This is a genomic window from Seonamhaeicola marinus, assembly GCF_008085455.1.
Map to the genome: position 1 here is coordinate 465,473 of NZ_VSDQ01000679.1, position 20,553 is coordinate 486,025.

Below are 20,553 nucleotides of genomic sequence, written 5' to 3' on the forward strand. Positions count from 1 at the left end.
TGAGAGTAACAGCTGAAAAAAGGCATAGAACTAGAGGTTTAAACTTTTTTAATGTCATTTTTAATTATTTATCAATAGATACGCTTTGCGTTCCAATTGTTATATTTTTATCGTTAAGGTATTTTTGAAAGAAGCTTTGAATGCGTTTTTTTAAAGCTGAAGGCATTTTAGATTCATGTTTTAGCCCTTCAACTTTGGTTAAGTAATAGTTACTAGCACCTTTTTCTTTACAGGTTTTTACAAAGCTTTCAGAATGTTCCATGTTTACAAGCGGATCCTCCGTACCATGATAGAGTAAAATGGGCCTTAGATTTTCATCAATTAGATAAATTGGAGAAGCACCTTTGGCTTTTTCTTTTATAGCAGAACCATCATCTAATAAATTAAATACATTGTAGGCCTGACTTTTATATTTGTTATCTACTAATTCTGGGATAATAGATACAGATTTTTTCATTAAGAAATCTGTAGGTCCAGCACCTGAAATGGCACAGGTAACCGTACTTGACTGGTTTAAAAAGTTACCAATTGTACCTTCAAATTCTTTATGATTGGATGAGACCGCCATCATTGTGGTTAAATGTCCGCCAGCAGAAAAGCCCCATACACCAATTTTGTTTTTATCTATTCCAAACTTTTCGGCATTACCCCTAAGCCATCTAATTGCGGCTTTGCAATCATGAATTTGAGCAGGCCATTTGGCTTCTTTAGATAATCTATAGTTTATGGTTACTCCTATATATTCTCCAGTTGAAATGAAGGGGTCTAATACGCCTAAACCAATAGATTTATCACCTTTTTTCCATCCTCCACCATGAATAAAAACGAGAGCTGGAAGTTTATTGCTTTTTCTATTTATGGGAATTATAATGTCTAAAGATTGTGCCTCGTTCTTGTTATTAGCATAGAATTGACGTTCTACATAGTTATAGTAACCTTTAAAAGGTTGTTTGTGTTTTCTATAATCTCTATTGTGTTGGTGATTCCTGTATTCGCTCTCAGTTAATACGCCGTCTTTGTTCTTATCATATTCAGGGTGCATTTTAAAGACACTTTGAAGTAGTGAAGCATTCGCAGATGCTTTCTTAATAGTTTGGGAATAGGTATAAAGACCTATAAAGAGGGCTAGTGCTAAAAAATTATATTTCCTAGAAAAAAACATATACAATGGAGTTAAAAACGTGCTTTGTTTTGGCTCATCCAAAGTATTTTAAATATGGAATTCTTCTGTAGCTTGGGGTAATTTTGTTGTAGCTAGTGGTAAGGTTTTATTTAGATAGTAGTATCCAGTTTAGTTGGAAGTTTAGAGGTTTACTAAATTCATAAGTGATACTATTTAAACCATTTATTTATGGTCTAAAATAGTGAAGTAATACAAATAGAATGCTTAGAGGCCTTCTGAAATAAGAGGTTAGGAATATACGAGTAACACGTTGTCCATACATGTAATATAGGTAGGGGCTTATAAAGTAAAACAGCCATTTATAAAATGGCTGTTTTAGGGATTCTATCAATATGATGATTTTTTAAGTATTATAATCCAAACAATCTTGGTAACCACATTGATATTTCTGGAATATATGTAATTAGCATAAGGACTAATATCATTATAAACAGGAATGGTAATAAAGGTTTTACAACCTGAGAGACTGAAACTTTGGCAATACCGCTACCCACAAACAAAATGGTACCTACAGGAGGGGTACATAAACCAATACATAAGTTAAGTACTAAGACTATTCCAAAGTGTACAGGATCCATACCTAAAGCCATTACTACAGGTAGGAATATTGGTGTAAATATCAATACAGCAGGAGTCATATCCATAAAGGTACCCACAATAAGTAGTGTTAAATTAATGACTAAAAATATGGCAAACTTACTACTGAATTGTTCTAATAAGAAGCCGCTCATTAACTCCGGAATACTTTCAAAAGAAAACAACCAACTCATAGCCATTGATGTACAAATTAAGAACATAACAACAGCGGTAGTTTTGGCACTATTCAGTAAAATATTTGGAAAGCTTTTAAAGGTTATATTTTTATAAACCAAGGCCAAAATTGCTGCATACAATACTGCGATTACAGAAGCCTCGGTCGCTGTAAAGACTCCCGCTACAATACCACCAACAACTATGACGAGCATTAATAGACTAAAGAATGCTTTTCTAAAATGTAACCAGATTTCTTTTAGCGTGGCTCTTTGTCCTCTAATAAATTTTCTTTTTACTGCAACAAAAACAATGTAACCTATTAAAGCCAAACCAAGTAAAACACCTGGTAAATATCCAGCAATAAATAGTGCGGCAACAGAAGCTGCACCGCCACTTGCCAATGCGTATACGATTAGAATATTACTAGGGGGAATTAAAAGCCCTGTTGTAGATGAGGTTATATTCACCGAAGCACTAAATTCTCTTGGATAACCTTCTTCTTCCATTCTATCTGTCATAATACTTCCAATTGCAGAAGTAGCTGCTACGGCAGATCCCGAGATAGCTCCAAATAACATGGAAGCCAAAACATTAACATAAGCTAATCCACCTGGTAGACTAGCTACCAAAGATTTTGCAAAGTTAATGAGCCTATTGGCTATACCACCCTGTTTCATAATTTCTCCAGCCAAGACAAAAAACGGAATGGCTAAAAGCGCAAAACTATCAATACCTGTGGTCATGCGTTGTGCTATTGTTGTTAATCCAGGCATCTTATCTATATTTAATAAGAGACTTAGTGTTGTGGCAATACCAATACTATAAGCTACAGGCACTTTAAGCATTAGTAGAAAAAAGAAACTAGCAAATAATACAATGATACTTATTATTTCTATGCTCATGGTTATACGTTTATTTGGTTTTTAGAAATTTTTAAAATGTGGTATACCGAAAACCACATAATTAATAGGCCGCTAAAAGGTAAAATAGCGTAAATGTAGCCTAGAGGAATACGAAGAGTTCCAGATAATTGTCCTAAGTGTAGTGTAGTATAAACTAGGTTTGAACCACCAATTACCATAACAATTAGGGCAAATAGAAAAACTAGGATTTCTATAACTATTGAAACTTTCTTTTTAGTCTTTTCTGAGAATTTTTGATAGAGAAAATCCATAGAAAGATGTTCTCTTTTTGCATTTAAATATGCGGCACCTAAAATAGACATCCAGATTAATGAGAATCTAGCGAGCTCTTCGGTCCAAGTAAAGGAACCTTGTAGAACATATCTCGAAAATACCTGAAACAATACATCAAATACTAAAAGTGCAAAAATGATAATCAGGAAAACTTCCATAAATCTAACAACGCGATCAAATAAGGTTTTAGATGTTTTCATGAGTTTAATTAGATTTTATTTTGTTAACAATATCTGCTAATTCTGGATATTCCTTTTGGAAATCTTCAAGCACAGACTTAGATTTTTCTGCGAACAACGATTTTTCAGGAATTATGACTTCGACACCTGCATCCGTGGCAATTTTCATACACTCTTCAACAGATTCTTTCCAAAATTGCTTTTGAGCTTGAGCCGATTCATCTGCTGCTTCTTGGACCCAACTTTTCTCTTGATCCGAGAGTTTTTCCCATTGCTTAGTTCCAATGAGCAAAACATCTGGCACGGCAGAATGTTCATCCAAAGTGTAATACTTACTTATTTCGTAATGATTTGATGATACAAATGAAGGTGGGTTGTTTTCGGCACCATCAACAACACCTTGTTGTATTGCTGTATATAATTCGCCATAGGCCATTGGAGTGGCTGCTCCTCCTAAGGAGTTTACCATATTAATGGCCATTTGGTTATTCATAACCCTTATTTTTAGGCCTTTTAAATCTTCGGGAGTTCTAACCGCCTTGTTCGATGTGTAGAAGCTTCTGCTTCCAGCATCATAGTAACATAATCCGCGTAACCAGAATTTTTCTCCTTTTTCAAGAATAGATTTACCAACAGGACCTTCTAAAATCTCAAATTGGTGTGCCTTATCTCTAAACAAATAGGGAATACCAAAAACATGGTAATCTGGCACAAAGTTAGACATGGTTGCAGCACTTACTTTGGTAATAGCTACGCTGCCTATTTGAAGTAATTCAACTACTTCACGTTCTGAACCTAATTGTCCGTCGGGAAAAATTTTAATGGTTAAAGCACCTCCAGATTTTTTCGCTAGGGCCTTTTGAAACTCTACGATACCTTTATGCACTGGGTGTGTTTGAGGTAAAGAGTGCGCTAAGTAAAGTACCTTTTTATCTGAGGTCTTATTACATGAAAAGAGACCCAAGGACAAAAGCAGCACTAAAAGGAATTTATAGTTCATGTTTTATTTATTTAGTTTATGTGGTTTCTACAAATATAAAAAAATACAATCGATTGTATTTTATCGTTTTTACTTAAAATTAAAATACTTTTTCGCATTGTTATAACAGATATCTTTAATCATGTTTCCAAGAAAATCTAAATCTCTAGGAAGTAATCCATTAATAACATCTTCTGCTATAATATTACATAAAATTCTGCGAAAATACTCGTGTCTAGGGAAAGATAAAAAGCTTCTACTATCCGTTAGCATACCTATAAATTGACTTAATAGCCCCATGTTAGAAAGTACATTTATCTGCTTTTCCATACCATCTTTTTGATCTAAAAACCACCATGCTGTTCCCCACTGCATTTTTCCTGGAATTCCATTGGTATTAAAGTTCCCCATCATGGTTGCAAAAGTCTCATTTTGGGCTGGGTTTAAGTTATAGGTAATTGTTTTTGCCAATTGATTTGTACGATCTAAAGCATTTAGAAATTTAGATAGGCCTTCAATAATCGGATAATCGGCTATGGAGTCGCATCCAGCATCGGTTCCAACGAGATCACTTAATCTCGAATTATTATTTCTTATAACACCGAGGTGATACTGCTGAGTCCAACCTTTTTCATGATACTTTTGTCCCAAGTAGAGCAGAAGGCTTGATCTGTATTTTTGAACTTCCATTTCAGAAAGCGTATCACCTTGTAATGATTGATCAAATATTACAAAGACCTCTTCTTTTGTAAATTCTAAAAAAGAAAAAGCACCACTGATACCATAGTCGGAAAGTTGACATCCATTTTCATGAAAAAAATCTATTCTATTATCAATTGCTTTTAGGAGATCATTATAAGTTTCAATTTTAAAACCAACGCAGGTCCCTAGTTTTTCAAGATAGTTTTGGAAGTTGTCTTCGTCTATAAAAAATAGGGCGTCTGGTCTAAAAGTTGGGTAAACTTTTGTAAAAAAGTTGCCTTTAGCAATCTCCTTATGGTATTTTAAGTCGTCTGTTGGATCATCTGTTGTGCACACCACTTCAACATTCATATCTTTTAGAAGTTGTGCTGGTGTTTTGTGTTCTAAAATGATATTGGCCTTATTATAAATATCTGAGGCATTCTTTGGCTGTAGAATATCATCTACATCGAAATAACGTTTAAGTTCAAGTTGTGTCCAGTGAAATAAGGGATTTCTAAGTGTATGAGGAACAGTTTCTGCCCATTTTTGAAATTTTTCTTCTAAAGTCGCATTTCCCGATATATACTTTTCTTCAATGCCATAAGCTCTCATACCACGCCATTTGTAGTGGTCTTCGCTTAACCAAGCTTTAGTAATATTATTTATAGGTTTATTTTCAGCGATTTCTTTAGCAGAAAGATGATTATGATAATCTATAATAGGCATAGATTTAGCATAGTCGTGATACAGTATTTCTGCTTCTTTAGACTGAAGTAAAAAATTATCGGTTATAAAGTTTTTTGATTCAATACTACTCATAAGTTTAAACTTTTGCTAATACCAAGTTCCAAACCTCTTAACTCAGCCAATCCCTTTAATCTGCCTATAGCAGTATAGCCAGAATAGGTACTTTGTGTTTCTAAATCATTAAGCATTTGATGCCCATGATCTGGTCTCATTGGTAATTCAATATTTCGTTCTTTTTCAATGTCTTTAACAGCTTTCACAATCTCATACATATTAGACGAACCATCTAAATGATTGTCTTCATAAAAGCTACCATTTGCCTCTCGTTTTACATTTCTAAGGTGAAGAAAATGGATTTTGTCTTTAAACTTTCTTATCATTTTTGGCAAATCATTATCGGGATTTGCACCTAACGACCCTGTACAAAAGGTGATTCCGTTTGAAGGCGAATCAATAAACCCAACCAAATCGTCTAAATCACTTTCTGATTTTATAATTCTAGGTAATCCCATAATGTCTATTGGAGGATCATCTGGGTGAATTGCCATTTTAATACCTAAGGCTTCGGCTAAAGGAATGATTTCATTTAAAAAATAGGATAAGTTAGATTTAACATCTTGATGCGACATGTTGTTATATTGTGCAATCATGTTTTTAAAAACAGGAATAGTTAGGTCATCTACAGTTCCTGGTAATCCTTTTAAAACACTATCTTCTAAACGTTGCTTCTCAAAAGATGTCATTAAAGAAAAGCGTTCATTGGCTTTTTCCAAAATATCTTTAGAGTAGCGATTTTCGGTGTCATTTAATTTTATGATATGGGATTCAAAAACAGCCATATCAATTTTATCAAATCGTAAAGCAGTAGCACCATTCTCAAGCTGCCAATGTAAGTGTGTTCTCGTCCAATCTAGTACTGGCATAAAGTTATAACATACGTTCTTTATACCACATTTTGCCACGTTAATTAAACTTTGCTTATAGTTTTCTATACGCTGCAAATAATCACCAGTTCGCAACTTTATATTCTCATGAATTGGAATACTTTCAATAAAGGACCACTCTAAACCAGCTTTTTCAATAGTACCTTTAACATTATTAATATCCTCTATTGTCCAAACATCACCATTAGGTGTTTGGTGTAATGCAGTAACAATTCCTGTTGCTCCGGCTTGTTTTATATATGATAATTTAACTGGGTCTGTATATCCAAACCATCTAAATGTGTGTTTCATTTCGTTGAGTTTTAAACGCCGCTAAAAGCACTAAATCCGCCATCAATAGGTAAAACTGTTCCAGTAACAAATTTTGAAGCTTCAGCACATAAATAATGAATTGCTCCGTTTAGTTCTTCGGCTTCACCAAAACGTTTCATTGGGGTGTTCTTTATAATAGTTTCACCTCTATTGGTATAACTACCATCTTCATTGGTTAATAATCTTTTATTCTGAGCACCTATAAAAAAACCAGGAGCAATGGCATTAACGCGTAAACCTTCGCCAAATTTAAGGGCTAACTCAACGGACATCCATTTTGTAAAGTTGTCTATTGCCGCTTTAGATGCCGAATAACCAGCAACTCTGGTAATAACACTTTGAGCTGCCATAGAGGATATATTTATAATGCTTCCATGTCCTTTCTTAGCCATTACTTCTCCAAAGATGATAGAGGGCAGAACGGTACCGTCTAAATTAAGTTCAGATACTCTTCTGAAGTCTTCCATCTTGAGATCGAAAATAGTTTGGTCTTCACTTATTGTGGCTCCTGGCATGTTACCACCTGCTGCATTTATAAGTACATCAATACTCCCCCAAGTGTTATTAATCTCCTTCTTTACGCCTTTCAGAAAGTCTTTGTCTAGTACACTTCCTGTAAAGCCTAGGGCATTGTTGTTTATGGTTTTTAATTCAGCAATTTTAGAGTTTACTTTCTCTGGTGTTTGACCAAGAATAGCAATTTTTGCTCCTTGGGAAAGTAGGTAGGTTGCCATGCTTCCTCCTAAAGCACCAGATCCTCCGGTAATAATTATTACTTTATCCTTTATGTTAAAAATCGACATTAATTTGTGGTTTAATTAATTTATCGTGTGCGCACACGCAAATATATAAAATCATTGCATTAAAACTTCATTTTTAGACTTTTTTGTGCTGTAGACTTGGAAGTAAGGCATGTTTTAGTAACGAAAAAGATGTATTATTAGGGGGTAATAGTAGCTATGGTCTCTTTTATGGCTTACGCAATTATATTTTGACAAATTGATTGAAAATACGTTACTTTGTAGTAAGAAATACGCTTTAATTTGTAGCTTATGTTAAAAACTAAATTATATCTCAAATGCTATAAATTCACTTTTTAATATGAATAAAACTAATCTTTTAGTCAATAAATTAAAGACATCCAATATAGATTTTAAAGTAGATCATACTACTAATAGTAAGGTTATGATAAATAGTTTTCCTTTTGAGTTCGATGTAAACGTTCAAAATGGTAAGGTTGATGTACAAAGCAGAATAAAAGGATGGAATTTTGTTACTGACTTTATGAGTCTACCTTTTGAAAAAACATTGGGCTATTTATTGCTAAAACAGATTGGTTTTACTTTGTTATTTTTTGTTTTCATGAGTTGGGCGAAATCTAATCAAATCTATACAATAGTCATTTTGATAATGTTCGTTTTTACAATAACTGCTCAATACATGTACTATATGAATTATCGAAAAAAACATAAAGACTTTAAAAATAATATAGAGAAGTGGATTAATGAAAACGAATTTTAAGGAAGTTATGAAACATATAAAACTTATATCCATCTTATCTATTTTAGTATACCTTGTTACTTCTTGTGTAAGTACTGAAAACCCTTTACATGGAACTTGGGTTTTTGTTAAAGGAAATTCTAATAAAAAGTCAACTTTTGTCTTTGAAAAAAACAGAGAAAAAGTTTTTACAAAAGACATGAGTTTTTATGTGTCTAATGAAGATGCTGTTGGAAAACAGGTAACAATACAAGGAAAATATAAAATTATAGATAAAAGCCATTATAAAGAAGAATTAGGTAATGGTGTATATGCCATATATGAATTTAGAATAAAGAATGACACTCTAAAGTTTGGTGGAGATCTTCATTTGCCTTCTGAGAAAGAAGGAGAGATTAAGACCGTATTTGTAAGTGAGACTTGGGTTAGAAAAAAGGAATAATTCCTTATTAGAAATTTCTAATTTATTTGAATAAATTGAAGGTCGTCATTATTTTTAGCCGCTAAAATGAATTGAAGGTCCTTAACTTTTATAGGCGCCATGTCTTTAACATCTCCATTAAGGAAGAAACCACTTTCTGAAGAAGGAGTTGGTATGAATTCACCTTTACCATTACCTTTTAAAAATAATCCGAAACCGCCATCATTTCTGGGAGTTTCAACTTCAGAAGCATATAAATTCCCTGCAACTAAAACATCTAAGGCACCATCGTTGTTATAGTCTTTTACCAAGATGCTGTTAATGCTAGATAACTGTGCTTCTCTTGGAAGTTCGTGTACTACAAATTTTCCGCCCTTGTTTTCTAAGTATATGCTGGCAAAAGATTTTACCTGATAATGCAATGCAGATTCTAATGATTTTTCTTCGTAAATATCTACCAAAGTAGCATTAGAAAAGCTTTCGTAGTTTTTAAATTTATTTTTTATCTGAGGAATTTGCTGTGAAGAACACTCGCGTCCTCTTACAGGATATTGTACACCTTCGTTATAATAACTTAATACAATATCTGTTTTGTTGTCTTTATCAAAATCGTTTACATAAATGTCAAAAGTTGCATCTTCAGTAGCTTTATACTTATAATTTAGTCCATTATTTCCAACGATATAATCCATATCACCATCGTTATCAAAATCCCCTTGATTAATGCTCCACCACCATCCTGTAGTATCTTTTGTAAGCCCAAGTGATTCCGAAACTTCTGTAAATGTCCCTTTGTCATTTTTAAAAAATTTAATAGACATCCACTCACCAACTATTATAAAATCTTGCCAACCGTCATTATTAAAGTCTGTTACAATAGCTGAGGTTGCCATTCCTAAATTTTGTAAGGCACTTCCCTTGGAATTGGTGACATCTTCAAATTTAGCTTCAGCATTATCCGTTATGTTTTGCAATAAATAACTATTCACAGCCGCTGGATAATTTCCAGGCATTTGCCTACCCAAAACCAAAACATCTTGCTTGCCATCTCTATTAAAATCTAGATTATACGCTTTAGAGCCACTTACAATAAAGTTTGGTAAGGCTGTTTGCGATTTTGTAAAATCACCTTTACCGTCATTTATGTAAAGACGGTCTTTGAGTTTCTCAGATTTTGAAGAAAACTCGTAACCTCCACTTACAACATACAAATCATTATCGCCGTCATTATCAGCGTCAAAAATAAGTGCTCCTAAGTCTTCACTCAGTTTGTCTTCAGTTAAGAACGTATTCTTTTGCTTTTCGAAACCTGTTGCCGTTTGAAAGAATAAATCTCCTAAACGGTTAAAAGAACCTCCAATAAAGTAATCTTCTAAACCATCGTTATTTAAATCTCCCACGGCAATTGAAGGCCCAAAAGATGACATTTTATGTGGCAGAAGGACTTGATATTTAAAATCGTCAAAAGTGTTTTCGTTATGTTTATAATTTGGAAAATTAGTGTTGCTATTAGAATTGAAGAGTGCATTGGTTTTGGAAGAAGGCATGTCTAACCCTTCGGCATTCTTATAATTAAGGGTTAATAGTTGATTAACTTTAAGGTCTTTCAAAACTTGAGTTTTTCCGTCGGACCAAACTACTTTGAGCTCATCAATTAATTGAGATGTTCCTAAACCGAAATGCAGCTCTGGCGCTACAGATGATTGAAAGCCTCTACTAAGGGTAAGTTCTTGCATTTGCGTTTTTTCACCAATAGTTACATATGCTCTGCTCCCTAAACCAAATTTGTTTTTAGCTGTTCCTTCAAATTTAATTGATATGTAATTATTGATTTCAGAACTCGTGTTTTTAAACACCGAGGCTTTATCATCAATATTATTAGTTATGACTTCCAAATCGCCATCATTATCCAAATCTGCATAAGCCACACCATTAGAAAATCCTTTAAACTCAATACCCCAATCTTTATTTGTTTGTTTAAATTTTAGGTTTCCAAGGTTTTGGTACATAAAATTATCAATCCTTTCCGAAGGAATTTTTAAACTCATTTCAAGAGTCTTATCGCTATCAATTGAAAAGGCATCATCTATAGCGTTAAAAAAATCGCGGTTATTTACTTCTCTTCTGGTACCGTTAGAAATGAATAAATCTTTTAGACCATCATTATCAAAATCTGCAAATAATGGTCCCCAGCTCCAATCTGTAGAAGAGACTCCAGTAATACGTGATACGTTTGAAAAAAATGGATTATCATCATTAAAAACTCCGGTATTTAACTGTAAACAATTTTGCATGTATTGGTAATGAAAACCAGCATCTACAACGCCCCAAAATAAATCGGGATTCATACCAGCCATATTCGCTTTTTTGCGTTTGTTGGTTTTAGCGTCCATGTCTACTTGGTAAATGTCTAAATTGCCATCGTTATTAAAATCTGCAATATCAACGCCCATACCGTAGAATGCTGTATGAGACATGGTTTGTTTAACGACTTCCCTAAAAGTACCATCGCCATTATTCATGTATAGGTAATCTGGAGAGGCAAAGTCGTTAGAAATGTATAGGTCTGGCCATGAATCATTATTAAGGTCTCCAACAGTTGCACTTAATGTAAGTCCAAAGCTTTTAACTCCAGCCTCCTTGGTAACATCAATAAATGTTCCCCCTTCATTTTTATATAAGTGATCACTTTCAATGTCGGTAACGTTAGCCATTCTCTGCTCATATACGTAAACAGAGGCGTTAAATTTTGTAATGGGGTAATTAGCAACGTAAACATCTAAATCACCGTCTTTATCGTAATCAAAAAATGTGGCTTGTACACTTTGACCAACATCAGCTAAACCATATTCGGCGGCTTTTTCTGTAAAAGTACCATCTTGATTATTAATAAATAACTGATTTGTCTTAGGTTGAAATTTGCCAGCCACAGAACAGTAAATGTCTAGATAACCATCGGCATTAACGTCTGCCATAGTAACTCCTGTATACCAACGTTCATCGCCTGATACACCAGCTTTTTCACTAATATCTTCAAATTGAAGGTTACCCTTATTGATGTAGAGTTTATTTTCTACTTGATTACCTGTAAAGTAAATATCCTTTAACCCATCATTATTAATATCACCAACAGCAACGCCGCCGCCCATGTACAAATAAGAATAGGTAAAATAGTTTAGACTGTCATTTTCAGTAAGGTTATTAGAAAATGATACTCCAGATTGAGCTGATTCTAAAACCTCAAAGATGGTTGTTTTAGAAGCTGTTTGTTCTTCTTTAGAACATGTAAAAAAGAGCATTGATAATAATATACAATGTATTAGTAAAAATGCTCTATTTTTCATGCTATTAATCAATATTTTAGTTAAACTCTTTATCGTAATAAGTTGTGGCGTCTTGAATTAGAATGTTTAACTGTTCTTTTTCTGAACGTATTCTTTCTTCATTCCAAGTTAAGTATTTAATGCAGTCTTCTAAAACAATATTGGCGTATTTCTTAACACTTGGAATGTTAAAGTATAAACGGCCTGTTCTTCTAACGAAGAAATCAGATAGACTATTAATCATTTCGTTATGAATGGTAAACCAGAGTTCTGCCCTAATAAGTCTTTCCAATACATTCGTATTATTAAACTCTTTAGATTTCTCTATTATAGTATCAGCCTGTTTACCATAAGTTGTAGTTAAGTACCAAGCTTGGTGAGCGTCTTTTACTCCTAATGCCATTAACTTGTTTTCTAAATCTTTTTGATAAACCTCTACCTCTTGTGCAGAGCTAAGTTTAGGTGTTACCAAATCAATTGTTTTAGTAATGGATTCACTAAATTTCTCTCGTCGCTTTTTACTCATGGTCTTTAACACGGCATCAATTAAGCGGTGCGCCATTCTTCGATATCCTGTTAACTTACCGCCAGCTATTGAGATTAAACCACTGTCTGAAGTGAAAATTTCGTCTTTTCGAGATAGTTCTGAAGGGTCTTTGCCATCTTCATGAATTAGTGGTCTTAAGCCTGCCCAGTTAGATTCAATATCATTAATGGTTAAATTTACACTTGGAAACGTACTGTTAATAGCAGTAAGAATATAGTGGGCATCGTCTTTTGTAGCCACCACACGTTCCAGGTTACCAGAATAATTAGTATCTGTGGTTCCCACATAGGTTACCCGTCCTCTGGGAATTGCAAAAATCATGCGTCCGTCTGGCACATCAAAATACAAGGATTGTTTTACGGGTAATTTTTCATGAGGAAAAACAATATGTACCCCTTTTGTAAGGTGCAGGTGTTTATTATTTAATGATTTGTCTTTTGTTCTTAACAAATCTACCCAAGGTCCAGCAGCCGATACATAGTTACGTGCCTTAACTTTTATAGTCTGCCCTGTATTGTAATCTAAGCAGTTTAGGTTTTTAATCTTTCCTTCATCAGTATTGGTGAATGATTCCATTTTACAGTAGTTCACGATGGTTGCGCCATATTCAGCTGCTTTTTTTAGTATTTCTACTGTTAAACGCGCATCATCAGTTCTGTATTCTGCATACAGTCCACTACCTAAAACGACGTCTTCATTTAGTAATGGCTCTTTTGTAAGTGTTTCATCTTTATCGAGCATTCGCCTTCTGTCATCACCTTTCACGTCTGCTAGTAAATCGTATACTTTTAAACCTATAGCAGTCATCATTTTTCCATAGGTACCACCTTCAACTAGTGGTAATAACATTTTTTCTGGAATTACCAGGTGAGGAGCTAGTTTATGAACTATGGCTCTTTCTGAGCCAGATTCACGCACTAGGCCAATTTCAAACTGTTTTAAGTAACGCAATCCGCCATGAATAAGTTTGGTAGATTTATTACTGGTACCAGAGGCAAAATCATTTTTCTCAACTAAACAAACTTTAAGGCCTCTAGAAGCTGCATCTAATGCAATTCCTGCACCAGTAACTCCACCGCCAATTATAGCCAAATCGAATTTAGTATTCGCTAATTTTTCTAACTGATTTGCTCTATCTAATATTGAAAATCCTACTGCTTTATCCATCAGTATCATCTTAATTTCTTTTTGTTCTTTTTATAGCTTTTTTCCAGCCTTTGTAATTCTTTTTCCTCGCATCCTCATCCATTTTTGGAAAAAAGATGGTGTCTACTTTCCGAATATCATTTATATCATATTGCGACCATACCCCAGCCTTTATTCCTGCCAATAAAGCGGCTCCAAAAGCAGTGACTTCAATCATTTTTGGTCTGTCTACTTCAATATTTAGAAGATCCGATTGAAATTGCATTAAATAGTTGTTTGCACTTGCACCACCATCTACTTTTAAGGTGAATATGTTTTTACCACTATCCTTTTCCATGGCATTCATAACATCTTTTGTTTGGTATGCTAGTGCATTTACTGTTGCTTTAATGAGTTCTTCACGTCCAGTATCAAGCGTCATTCCGTATACACTACCTCTTGCTTTTCCGTCCCAATGAGGAGCGCCTAATCCAGCAAAAGCAGGTACCACATATACGTTTTTTAACGGAGGTATGCTTTGGCAAATATGCTCTGTTTCTGAAGCTTTTTCAATCAGTTTCATTTTATCTCTTAACCACTGAATAGAAGCACCTCCAGCAAACACACTGCCTTCTAAGGCATAGTTTACCGGCTCATTTTCAACGCTACAGATTAAGGTGGTTAGTAAACCTTTTTTAGATTTTACACGTTTTCTTCCAGTATTAAGCAGAATAAAACAACCTGTACCGTATGTGTTTTTTGCAACCCCAGGCTCAAATCCTCCTTGACCAAATAATGAGGCCTGCTGATCTCCCGCAACACCGTAAATTGGAATGCTAACATTATTGTATTGTATAGATCCAAAATCTGAAGAAGAGCTTTGTACTTTAGGCAACATAGACTTTGGGATATCTAATGCTTTAAGCATGGTATTATCCCATTCAAGAGACTTGATATTGTATATTAGTGTTCTTGATGCATTGGTATGATCTGTAACATGTTTTTCTCCATTTGTAAACTTATAGACCAACCAGCTATCAATGGTTCCAAAGCATAATTTGTTTTGATTCGCTAATTCTCGAGCACCTTCAACATTATCTAAAATCCATTTTAACTTAGTACCCGAGAAATAGGAATCTATAACTAATCCTGTATTTTTCTTTACATAGCTTGCAAGTCCTTTTTCTTTTAAGTCTTTACAAATTTCTGAAGTTCTTTTATCTAACCAAACAATAGCATTATGAATAGGTTTCCCTGTTTCTTTATGCCAAACAACGGTAGTTTCTCTTTGGTTAGTAATACCAACACCTGCAACTTCTTCCGGAGTAATTCCAGATTCCAAAAGCACGTTGTAAAATGTGTCTAATTGATCGTTGTAAATTTCTTCAGGATTGTGTTCTACCCAACCAGATTGCGGATAGTATTGCTTAAGTTCTTTTTGCGAAATAGCTACAACTTTGCCTTGAAGGTCAAATATTATAGATCTTGTACTGGTTGTACCTTGATCGAACGCTATAACATACTTCTTTTCCATAATTTATTAAAAAATTAAGTAGGTACTTAATACCAGAATTGTGATTAGAAGTCCAACTATTTTGGCATATTTCCAAGGGGTAATATCAATTTGTTCTGTAATTTTTGGTGCGTATACTTTTTTACTTGGATACAAGTTGCCCATTAGCAACATAAAACCTACGTTAAGAACAAATAGAATGCCCATAATGTGTAAAAAATGAGGATAAGCTTTTGCTTTAATAATCCCTAATTCCTTGGCATTAGTAATTCCATTTGCAGCCGCTTCAGCTAGTGCACCTTCAACAAAATAAGGCGCTAAAACAAACTGGCTTATTAAATACAATAAAACACCAACAGTGAGTACAATTTTTGCAGCTAATGCAGGCACTTTTTTTGTTATGATTCCAACTGTTACAACAGCTAAAATAGGAACGCTTAAACTTCCTAAAGATTCTTGTATGTATGAAAATAATCCATCTGGTGCATTGGCAATAAAAGGCGAAATAGTCATTGAGATTATAGCCAAAAATAGACCAAATATTTTTCCAGCTTTTACGGTTTTTAGTTCTGAGGCTTCCTTGCTGAAATATTGTCTATAAAGATCTACTCCAAATAGGGTAGAACTACTGTTTAGTAAACTATTGAAAGAGCTTAGTACGGCTCCAAAAAGTACTGCTGCAAAGAAACCTAAAAAAGCTCCTGGTAATACCTTTCTAACTAATGCAGGGTATGCTTGGTCTGCATTTTCTAAATTACCTTCAAAAAGGTGCCAAGCTATAACACCAGGTAGCACAACAATAATAGGAATTAGGAATTTTACAAATCCAGCCAGAATCATTCCTTTTTGACCATCGGCCAGACTTTTAGCGCCGAACACCCTTTGTAAAATAGACTGATTTGTTCCCCAATAATACATTTGAGCAATCATCATACCTGTAAAAATTGTTCCGAAGGGAATAAAGGAGTCAATCTCTCCTTTAGCATTAAACTTTTCAGGATTGTCGTTCCACAACTCATTTAAACCGTCACTTACACTTCCATCTCCAATTAACATTAGGCCAAAAACAGGAATTAGTAGTCCTCCAATTAATAGTCCGATGGCATTTACTAAATCTGAAACTGCTACTGCTTTTAATCCTCCAAAAATGGCATAAATAGAACCAATAATACCAATTGACCATACGCAAATCCATATTACGGTAGATTGCGATACACCAAACAATTCTGGTAAATCGAACATGGTGCTAAATGCTAAGGAACCAGAATACAAAATAGTAGGTAGCAATACAATACCAAAGGCAACAAGAAATAATATTGAAAGTATCGATTTTGTTTGCGCATCAAAACGTTCTTGAATAAACTCTGGTATAGTTGTTATTCCAGATCTCATGTATTTTGGTAATAAATAGATAGCTGTTGCAATCATTGAAATAGCGGCCAAAGTTTCCCAAGCCATTACCAGAATTCCCTGTGCAAAAGACTGCCCATTTAAACCTACAATTTGTTCGGCAGAAAGGTTAGTAAGTAGTAAAGAACCAGCAATGGTAATAGCGCCTAAACTTCTTCCTCCTAGGTAATACCCATCGGCAGTACGCTCGTCTGTTTTTCTTGTGGCATACCATGCTATAAAAGCTACCAAAATGGTAAATCCGAAAAATGATATAATTGAAAGCGTACTCATATTTTTTTATTTCTTGTTTAACTGAATAAGGCCACAAGCAGGAATATTAAACTCTACAAGCCCAATTTTGAATTCTACAGAACCGTTATCTACAAGTTCTCCTTTGCAATTAAAAATGCTGTAGTTGTAGTTACCTAGATCTGCACCAACTTTTAGAATAGTTTCCGTAGATAATTTAGCATTTAAGATATCAATATTTTTGTAAGAAACATCTAAATTAACCACATAATCATCATGCAATCCGATGATTAGCTTGTTGTTGTTTTTAACATGCTGAAGAGGGTAATTAGCTAATGGCTTAAAAGGTGTAAAATCTCCAGTTGTAATAAGTGATTTATTGGCTACCCAGTAGTTTGTATAAAACTTAAGCATTTCTAAATGATCTTTTGGAATCTCATTAAGTTTTACAGAAACCTGAGGAACACCAAATAAGGTATTCACCATTTGTAATGCCGCTACTTCTAATTTTTCTTCATTGTGCCATGTTATCATATCTGAGTGAACCGCTGTGTTGCCAGCTAACATGTTAATATCTGCTATTCTAATACGGTTCATAGTGGCATCTCCCGGACAATCAAATGCCCTGAACATATTACCATATTTACGCATTGCAGGTCCTGTGTATTTTTGTCTAAATTCAATAAAGATATCTGGCTTTATTGCTCTTAGGGTTTCCATAACATCGGTTAGCAATCTATCTACGGCTTCATTAACCGAATGAAAATCCATGTTGTCATTCTTACTTGGTGTGTCTTTGTATAGTTTAAAATCATCAATGAAGTCTAGTTTAAAACCATCAAGATTCCAATCTAATAAGGCATTTTTGTAAATGTCAATTAGGTAGGATCTAACCTCTGGATACCGAGGGTCAAATACAGGTGCCCAACGATGGTCTTCGGTTAAAAACTTCCCTTTAAAGCGTTTATAGGCTTCAGATTTATTTCCGCAGAATGGTACAGAATACCAAAACCCAATTTTCATCCCTGTACTATGTACCCTTTCAACAAAAGCTTTTGTTTTTGTGATTCTTTCGGGTTTCCAATCGCCTGTGAAATCGTAACCGCGGTTGGCATCATTCGTTTGCCAACCATCATCTATTATAATGGATCTGTATCCAAGTTTATAGGCTGTTTTGCACTCTTCAATTAAAACATCTTCATCTAAAACTTGATGAAAATTATACCATGTAGAATACAAAGGCTCTAATGCAATTTCTGGAACAGGTGCAGGTTTTAGATTTTGAAATGATTCCCACCATTTAGAAGTTGCCATTAGTGCTTTAGAAAAATGCTTGTCTTCTTCATCTATTCTAATTTGAATATTGTAAGCTCCATTTTGTCCTTGGTTTTCTTGACACAAGGTTAGGTGACAGTAGAAACAATCATCTTCTTCTCTTATTCTTGCATTAAGGTCTAGTTTGTTTATGACATCAGAACATGCAAAGGTGTGTATATTGGTATCGTTATGTCCAAATAATCCAATAACCGGAGCATCAATAGAAATACGTGATTCCATATGATCTAATTCCCAATCTGCCTGAATTCTTTTAGCAAAATCTGTGGTAGGTTTCCAAACACCCATAATGTTATGAGCTGGAATTTTCCAAGATAATGTGATTGGGGAAGCACCCTTCTCATTGTTTATTTTAACATCATAAACCGAGACTTCATTTTCATGAAATATCTGATGTATCTCCACCAATGGGTTGTCACTTTTTCCGTTAACTAAAATCTCCTTTTCTAAACCCATGAAAGTACCTTTTATCATTGTTTGTTCTATATATTCATTACACATATAGTTGCGCGAAATCTCGAAGAAGAAGCCAGGTGTAAAATGAATATTAACCCGACTTCTTTTTCACCAACTATAAACTAAACCTCAAAATATTTGTGAAAATCCGCTATTGATTATACCCAGGATTTTGATTTAGGTTAGGGTTAGCATCAATTTCAGAATTAGGAATCCATACCAATTCATGTTTTCCAGCCTGATAAACGCCACCACTTAAAGATTTAGGATGATCTCCATGTAAAGAAGTTGCTCCCATATAGTCATCTGCTAAATCCCATCTTACTAAATCAAAAAATCTATGCCCTTCACCGGCTAATTCCATAGCACGCTCTTCAATAATAGCTTGACGCATATCTGCTTGAGATATTGAAGGGTTTGTATTTGCAATTAAGCTTAATGCCGCTCTGTCTCTAACCATGTCAATAAATTGAATAGCTTCTGAAGTTCTATTATCTTCATTTAGAGCTTCTGCCAACATTAATAATACATCTGAATATCTAATTACTCTCCAGTTGTTACCTACATTAGTACCCAAGAAATCTACTTCTGCTCTTGTACCTAAGTCCATTCCGGAGTATTTTTTAGAGAAAATAGGCTCTACTCCTGCATCATTTGCTACGTCAATATCACCAGCCATATCAGTACTAAAATCTATTCCTCCGTAACCTGTTGCTCCTACATAGTCGTATGCTAAAGTTTCATTTCTTCTTATAACATCTCCATTAGCTTCAAAAAGGTCTTTTAACCAAGGGTTTACAACATGACTTTTATCTGGAGATTTTGTTGGAGGTGCATAATCAATATGGAAATTACCCATAGTCCCTGATCCTGGAATATCTGTACCCCAAACAAAAGACTCTTGACCTAAAAACTGTAATTCAAAAACAGATTCGCTATTATTCTCATTGGTTGTAGAGAAGTTTTCTCCGTATTGAGCTGCTGGTAATAAACTATATCTACCAACTAAACTATTTAATGCCGTAATAGCATTACTGTACTGTTTCATGTAAAGGTAGCTTTTACCTTTTAAGGCTGTGGCGGCTCCAGATGTTGGTCTTCCCAAGTCTTCACCACTCCAACTATCTGGCAACATATTTTCGGCCATTTCTAAATCGGCTATAATTTGCGCCCAAACAGCATCTGCGTTTGCCTGCTGAACCAATAAGTTGTCTAAGTCTGGAAGTCCAGTAATTAAAGGCACATTGCCATATAAATTAACTAGGTACCAATAGTCAAATGCTCTTAAAAAGTAAGCCTGACCTACTAAACTTTCTCTTGTATTGGTATCTGGAATCCCTTCTTCTGTAACATTAGTTATTATGTTATTACATCTGGCAATAGATTTGTAAAGTTCCTGCCATGGTTCTGTAGCCCATCTGTCTCCAGGGTTTCCTAAAAAGGTAGACATTGCTGTGTTTGAACCAAATGGAAATACGTTAAATTCATCTGAACGCAGTAATGCACCAGTATGTACTATTCTTCCCCAGAAAAATGTTCCTGTAACGGGGTGAAAAGCGCCGTTTATTGCAGACTTAACCTGCTCTACCGAAGTACCAAAGTTTGCTGTTGATGTTGCATTGTTATTTTGTTGATCTAAAATATCATCTGAACAAGCAAATACAATAAAAGCAGCGAGTACTAAAGATTTTATTTTGATTGTATTTTTCATATTC

General features: G+C 34.5%; 15 protein-coding genes. 2 read left to right on the top strand and 13 right to left on the bottom strand.

Going from position 1 to position 20,553, the window contains the following annotated elements:
* Positions 1–64: 64 nt before the first annotated feature.
* The 7 genes from FUA24_RS13230 to FUA24_RS13260 form a co-directional block, all read right to left on the bottom strand.
* Positions 65–1,162, bottom strand: a complete 1,098-nt coding sequence (locus FUA24_RS13230; protein ID WP_148543077.1) for an alpha/beta hydrolase — start codon at positions 1,160–1,162, stop codon at positions 65–67.
* Positions 1,163–1,533: 371 nt separating this feature from the next.
* The gene (locus FUA24_RS13235) at positions 1,534–2,838 is read right to left on the bottom strand and encodes a TRAP transporter large permease (RefSeq protein WP_187388279.1); all 1,305 of its coding nucleotides are present in this window, start codon (positions 2,836–2,838) and stop codon (positions 1,534–1,536) included.
* 2 nt (positions 2,839–2,840) lie between these two features.
* On the bottom strand, positions 2,841–3,332 hold the full coding sequence (locus FUA24_RS13240) for a TRAP transporter small permease (protein WP_148543079.1): 492 nt from the start codon (positions 3,330–3,332) through the stop codon (positions 2,841–2,843).
* Positions 3,333–3,336: 4 nt separating this feature from the next.
* The gene (locus FUA24_RS13245) at positions 3,337–4,311 is read right to left on the bottom strand and encodes a TRAP transporter substrate-binding protein (protein ID WP_148543081.1); all 975 of its coding nucleotides are present in this window, start codon (positions 4,309–4,311) and stop codon (positions 3,337–3,339) included.
* Between the two features lie 69 nt (positions 4,312–4,380).
* Entirely contained in the window at positions 4,381–5,793 is a 1,413-nt protein-coding gene (uxaC, locus tag FUA24_RS13250) for a glucuronate isomerase (protein WP_148543083.1), read from the bottom strand.
* Positions 5,790–6,956, bottom strand: coding sequence for a mannonate dehydratase (gene uxuA / locus FUA24_RS13255; RefSeq protein ID WP_148543085.1), 1,167 nt, complete (start codon positions 6,954–6,956; stop codon positions 5,790–5,792). Before uxuA ends, uxaC begins: the two co-directional genes overlap by 4 nt.
* 11 nt (positions 6,957–6,967) lie before the next feature.
* Entirely contained in the window at positions 6,968–7,780 is an 813-nt protein-coding gene (locus FUA24_RS13260; protein WP_148543087.1) for an SDR family oxidoreductase, read from the bottom strand.
* A gap of 298 nt (positions 7,781–8,078) precedes the next feature.
* Between FUA24_RS13260 and FUA24_RS13265 the strand changes: the two genes are divergently transcribed.
* Both FUA24_RS13265 and FUA24_RS13270 read left to right on the top strand, forming a co-directional pair.
* Entirely contained in the window at positions 8,079–8,498 is a 420-nt protein-coding gene (locus tag FUA24_RS13265; protein ID WP_148543089.1) for a hypothetical protein, read from the top strand.
* The gene (locus FUA24_RS13270) at positions 8,482–8,919 is read left to right on the top strand and encodes a hypothetical protein (RefSeq protein ID WP_148543091.1); all 438 of its coding nucleotides are present in this window, start codon (positions 8,482–8,484) and stop codon (positions 8,917–8,919) included. Before FUA24_RS13265 ends, FUA24_RS13270 begins: the two co-directional genes overlap by 17 nt.
* 17 nt (positions 8,920–8,936) lie before the next feature.
* On the opposite strand, the gene FUA24_RS13275 is transcribed toward FUA24_RS13270, so the two are convergent.
* The 6 genes from FUA24_RS13275 to FUA24_RS13295 form a co-directional block, all read right to left on the bottom strand.
* Positions 8,937–12,242: a VCBS repeat-containing protein gene (locus FUA24_RS13275; protein ID WP_148543093.1), complete on the bottom strand. Its 3,306-nt coding sequence runs from the start codon at positions 12,240–12,242 to the stop codon at positions 8,937–8,939.
* Positions 12,243–12,258: 16 nt separating this feature from the next.
* On the bottom strand, positions 12,259–13,935 hold the full coding sequence (locus FUA24_RS25860) for a glycerol-3-phosphate dehydrogenase/oxidase (RefSeq protein WP_246147048.1): 1,677 nt from the start codon (positions 13,933–13,935) through the stop codon (positions 12,259–12,261).
* Between the two features lie 10 nt (positions 13,936–13,945).
* Positions 13,946–15,427: a glycerol kinase GlpK gene (gene glpK, locus FUA24_RS25865; RefSeq protein ID WP_246147049.1), complete on the bottom strand. Its 1,482-nt coding sequence runs from the start codon at positions 15,425–15,427 to the stop codon at positions 13,946–13,948.
* A 6-nt stretch (positions 15,428–15,433) separates the two neighbouring features.
* Positions 15,434–17,089 carry a solute:sodium symporter family transporter gene (locus FUA24_RS13285; RefSeq protein ID WP_148543094.1) on the bottom strand — a complete coding sequence of 552 codons (1,656 nt, stop codon included), beginning with the start codon at positions 17,087–17,089 and terminating at the stop codon, positions 15,434–15,436.
* 6 nt (positions 17,090–17,095) lie between these two features.
* Positions 17,096–18,856 (bottom strand): glycoside hydrolase family 36 protein, encoded by a 1,761-nt coding sequence (locus FUA24_RS13290; RefSeq protein WP_246147050.1) that lies wholly within the window; start codon positions 18,854–18,856, stop codon positions 17,096–17,098.
* A 133-nt stretch (positions 18,857–18,989) separates the two neighbouring features.
* Positions 18,990–20,549, bottom strand: a complete 1,560-nt coding sequence (locus FUA24_RS13295; protein ID WP_148543096.1) for a RagB/SusD family nutrient uptake outer membrane protein — start codon at positions 20,547–20,549, stop codon at positions 18,990–18,992.
* Positions 20,550–20,553 lie beyond the last annotated feature (4 nt).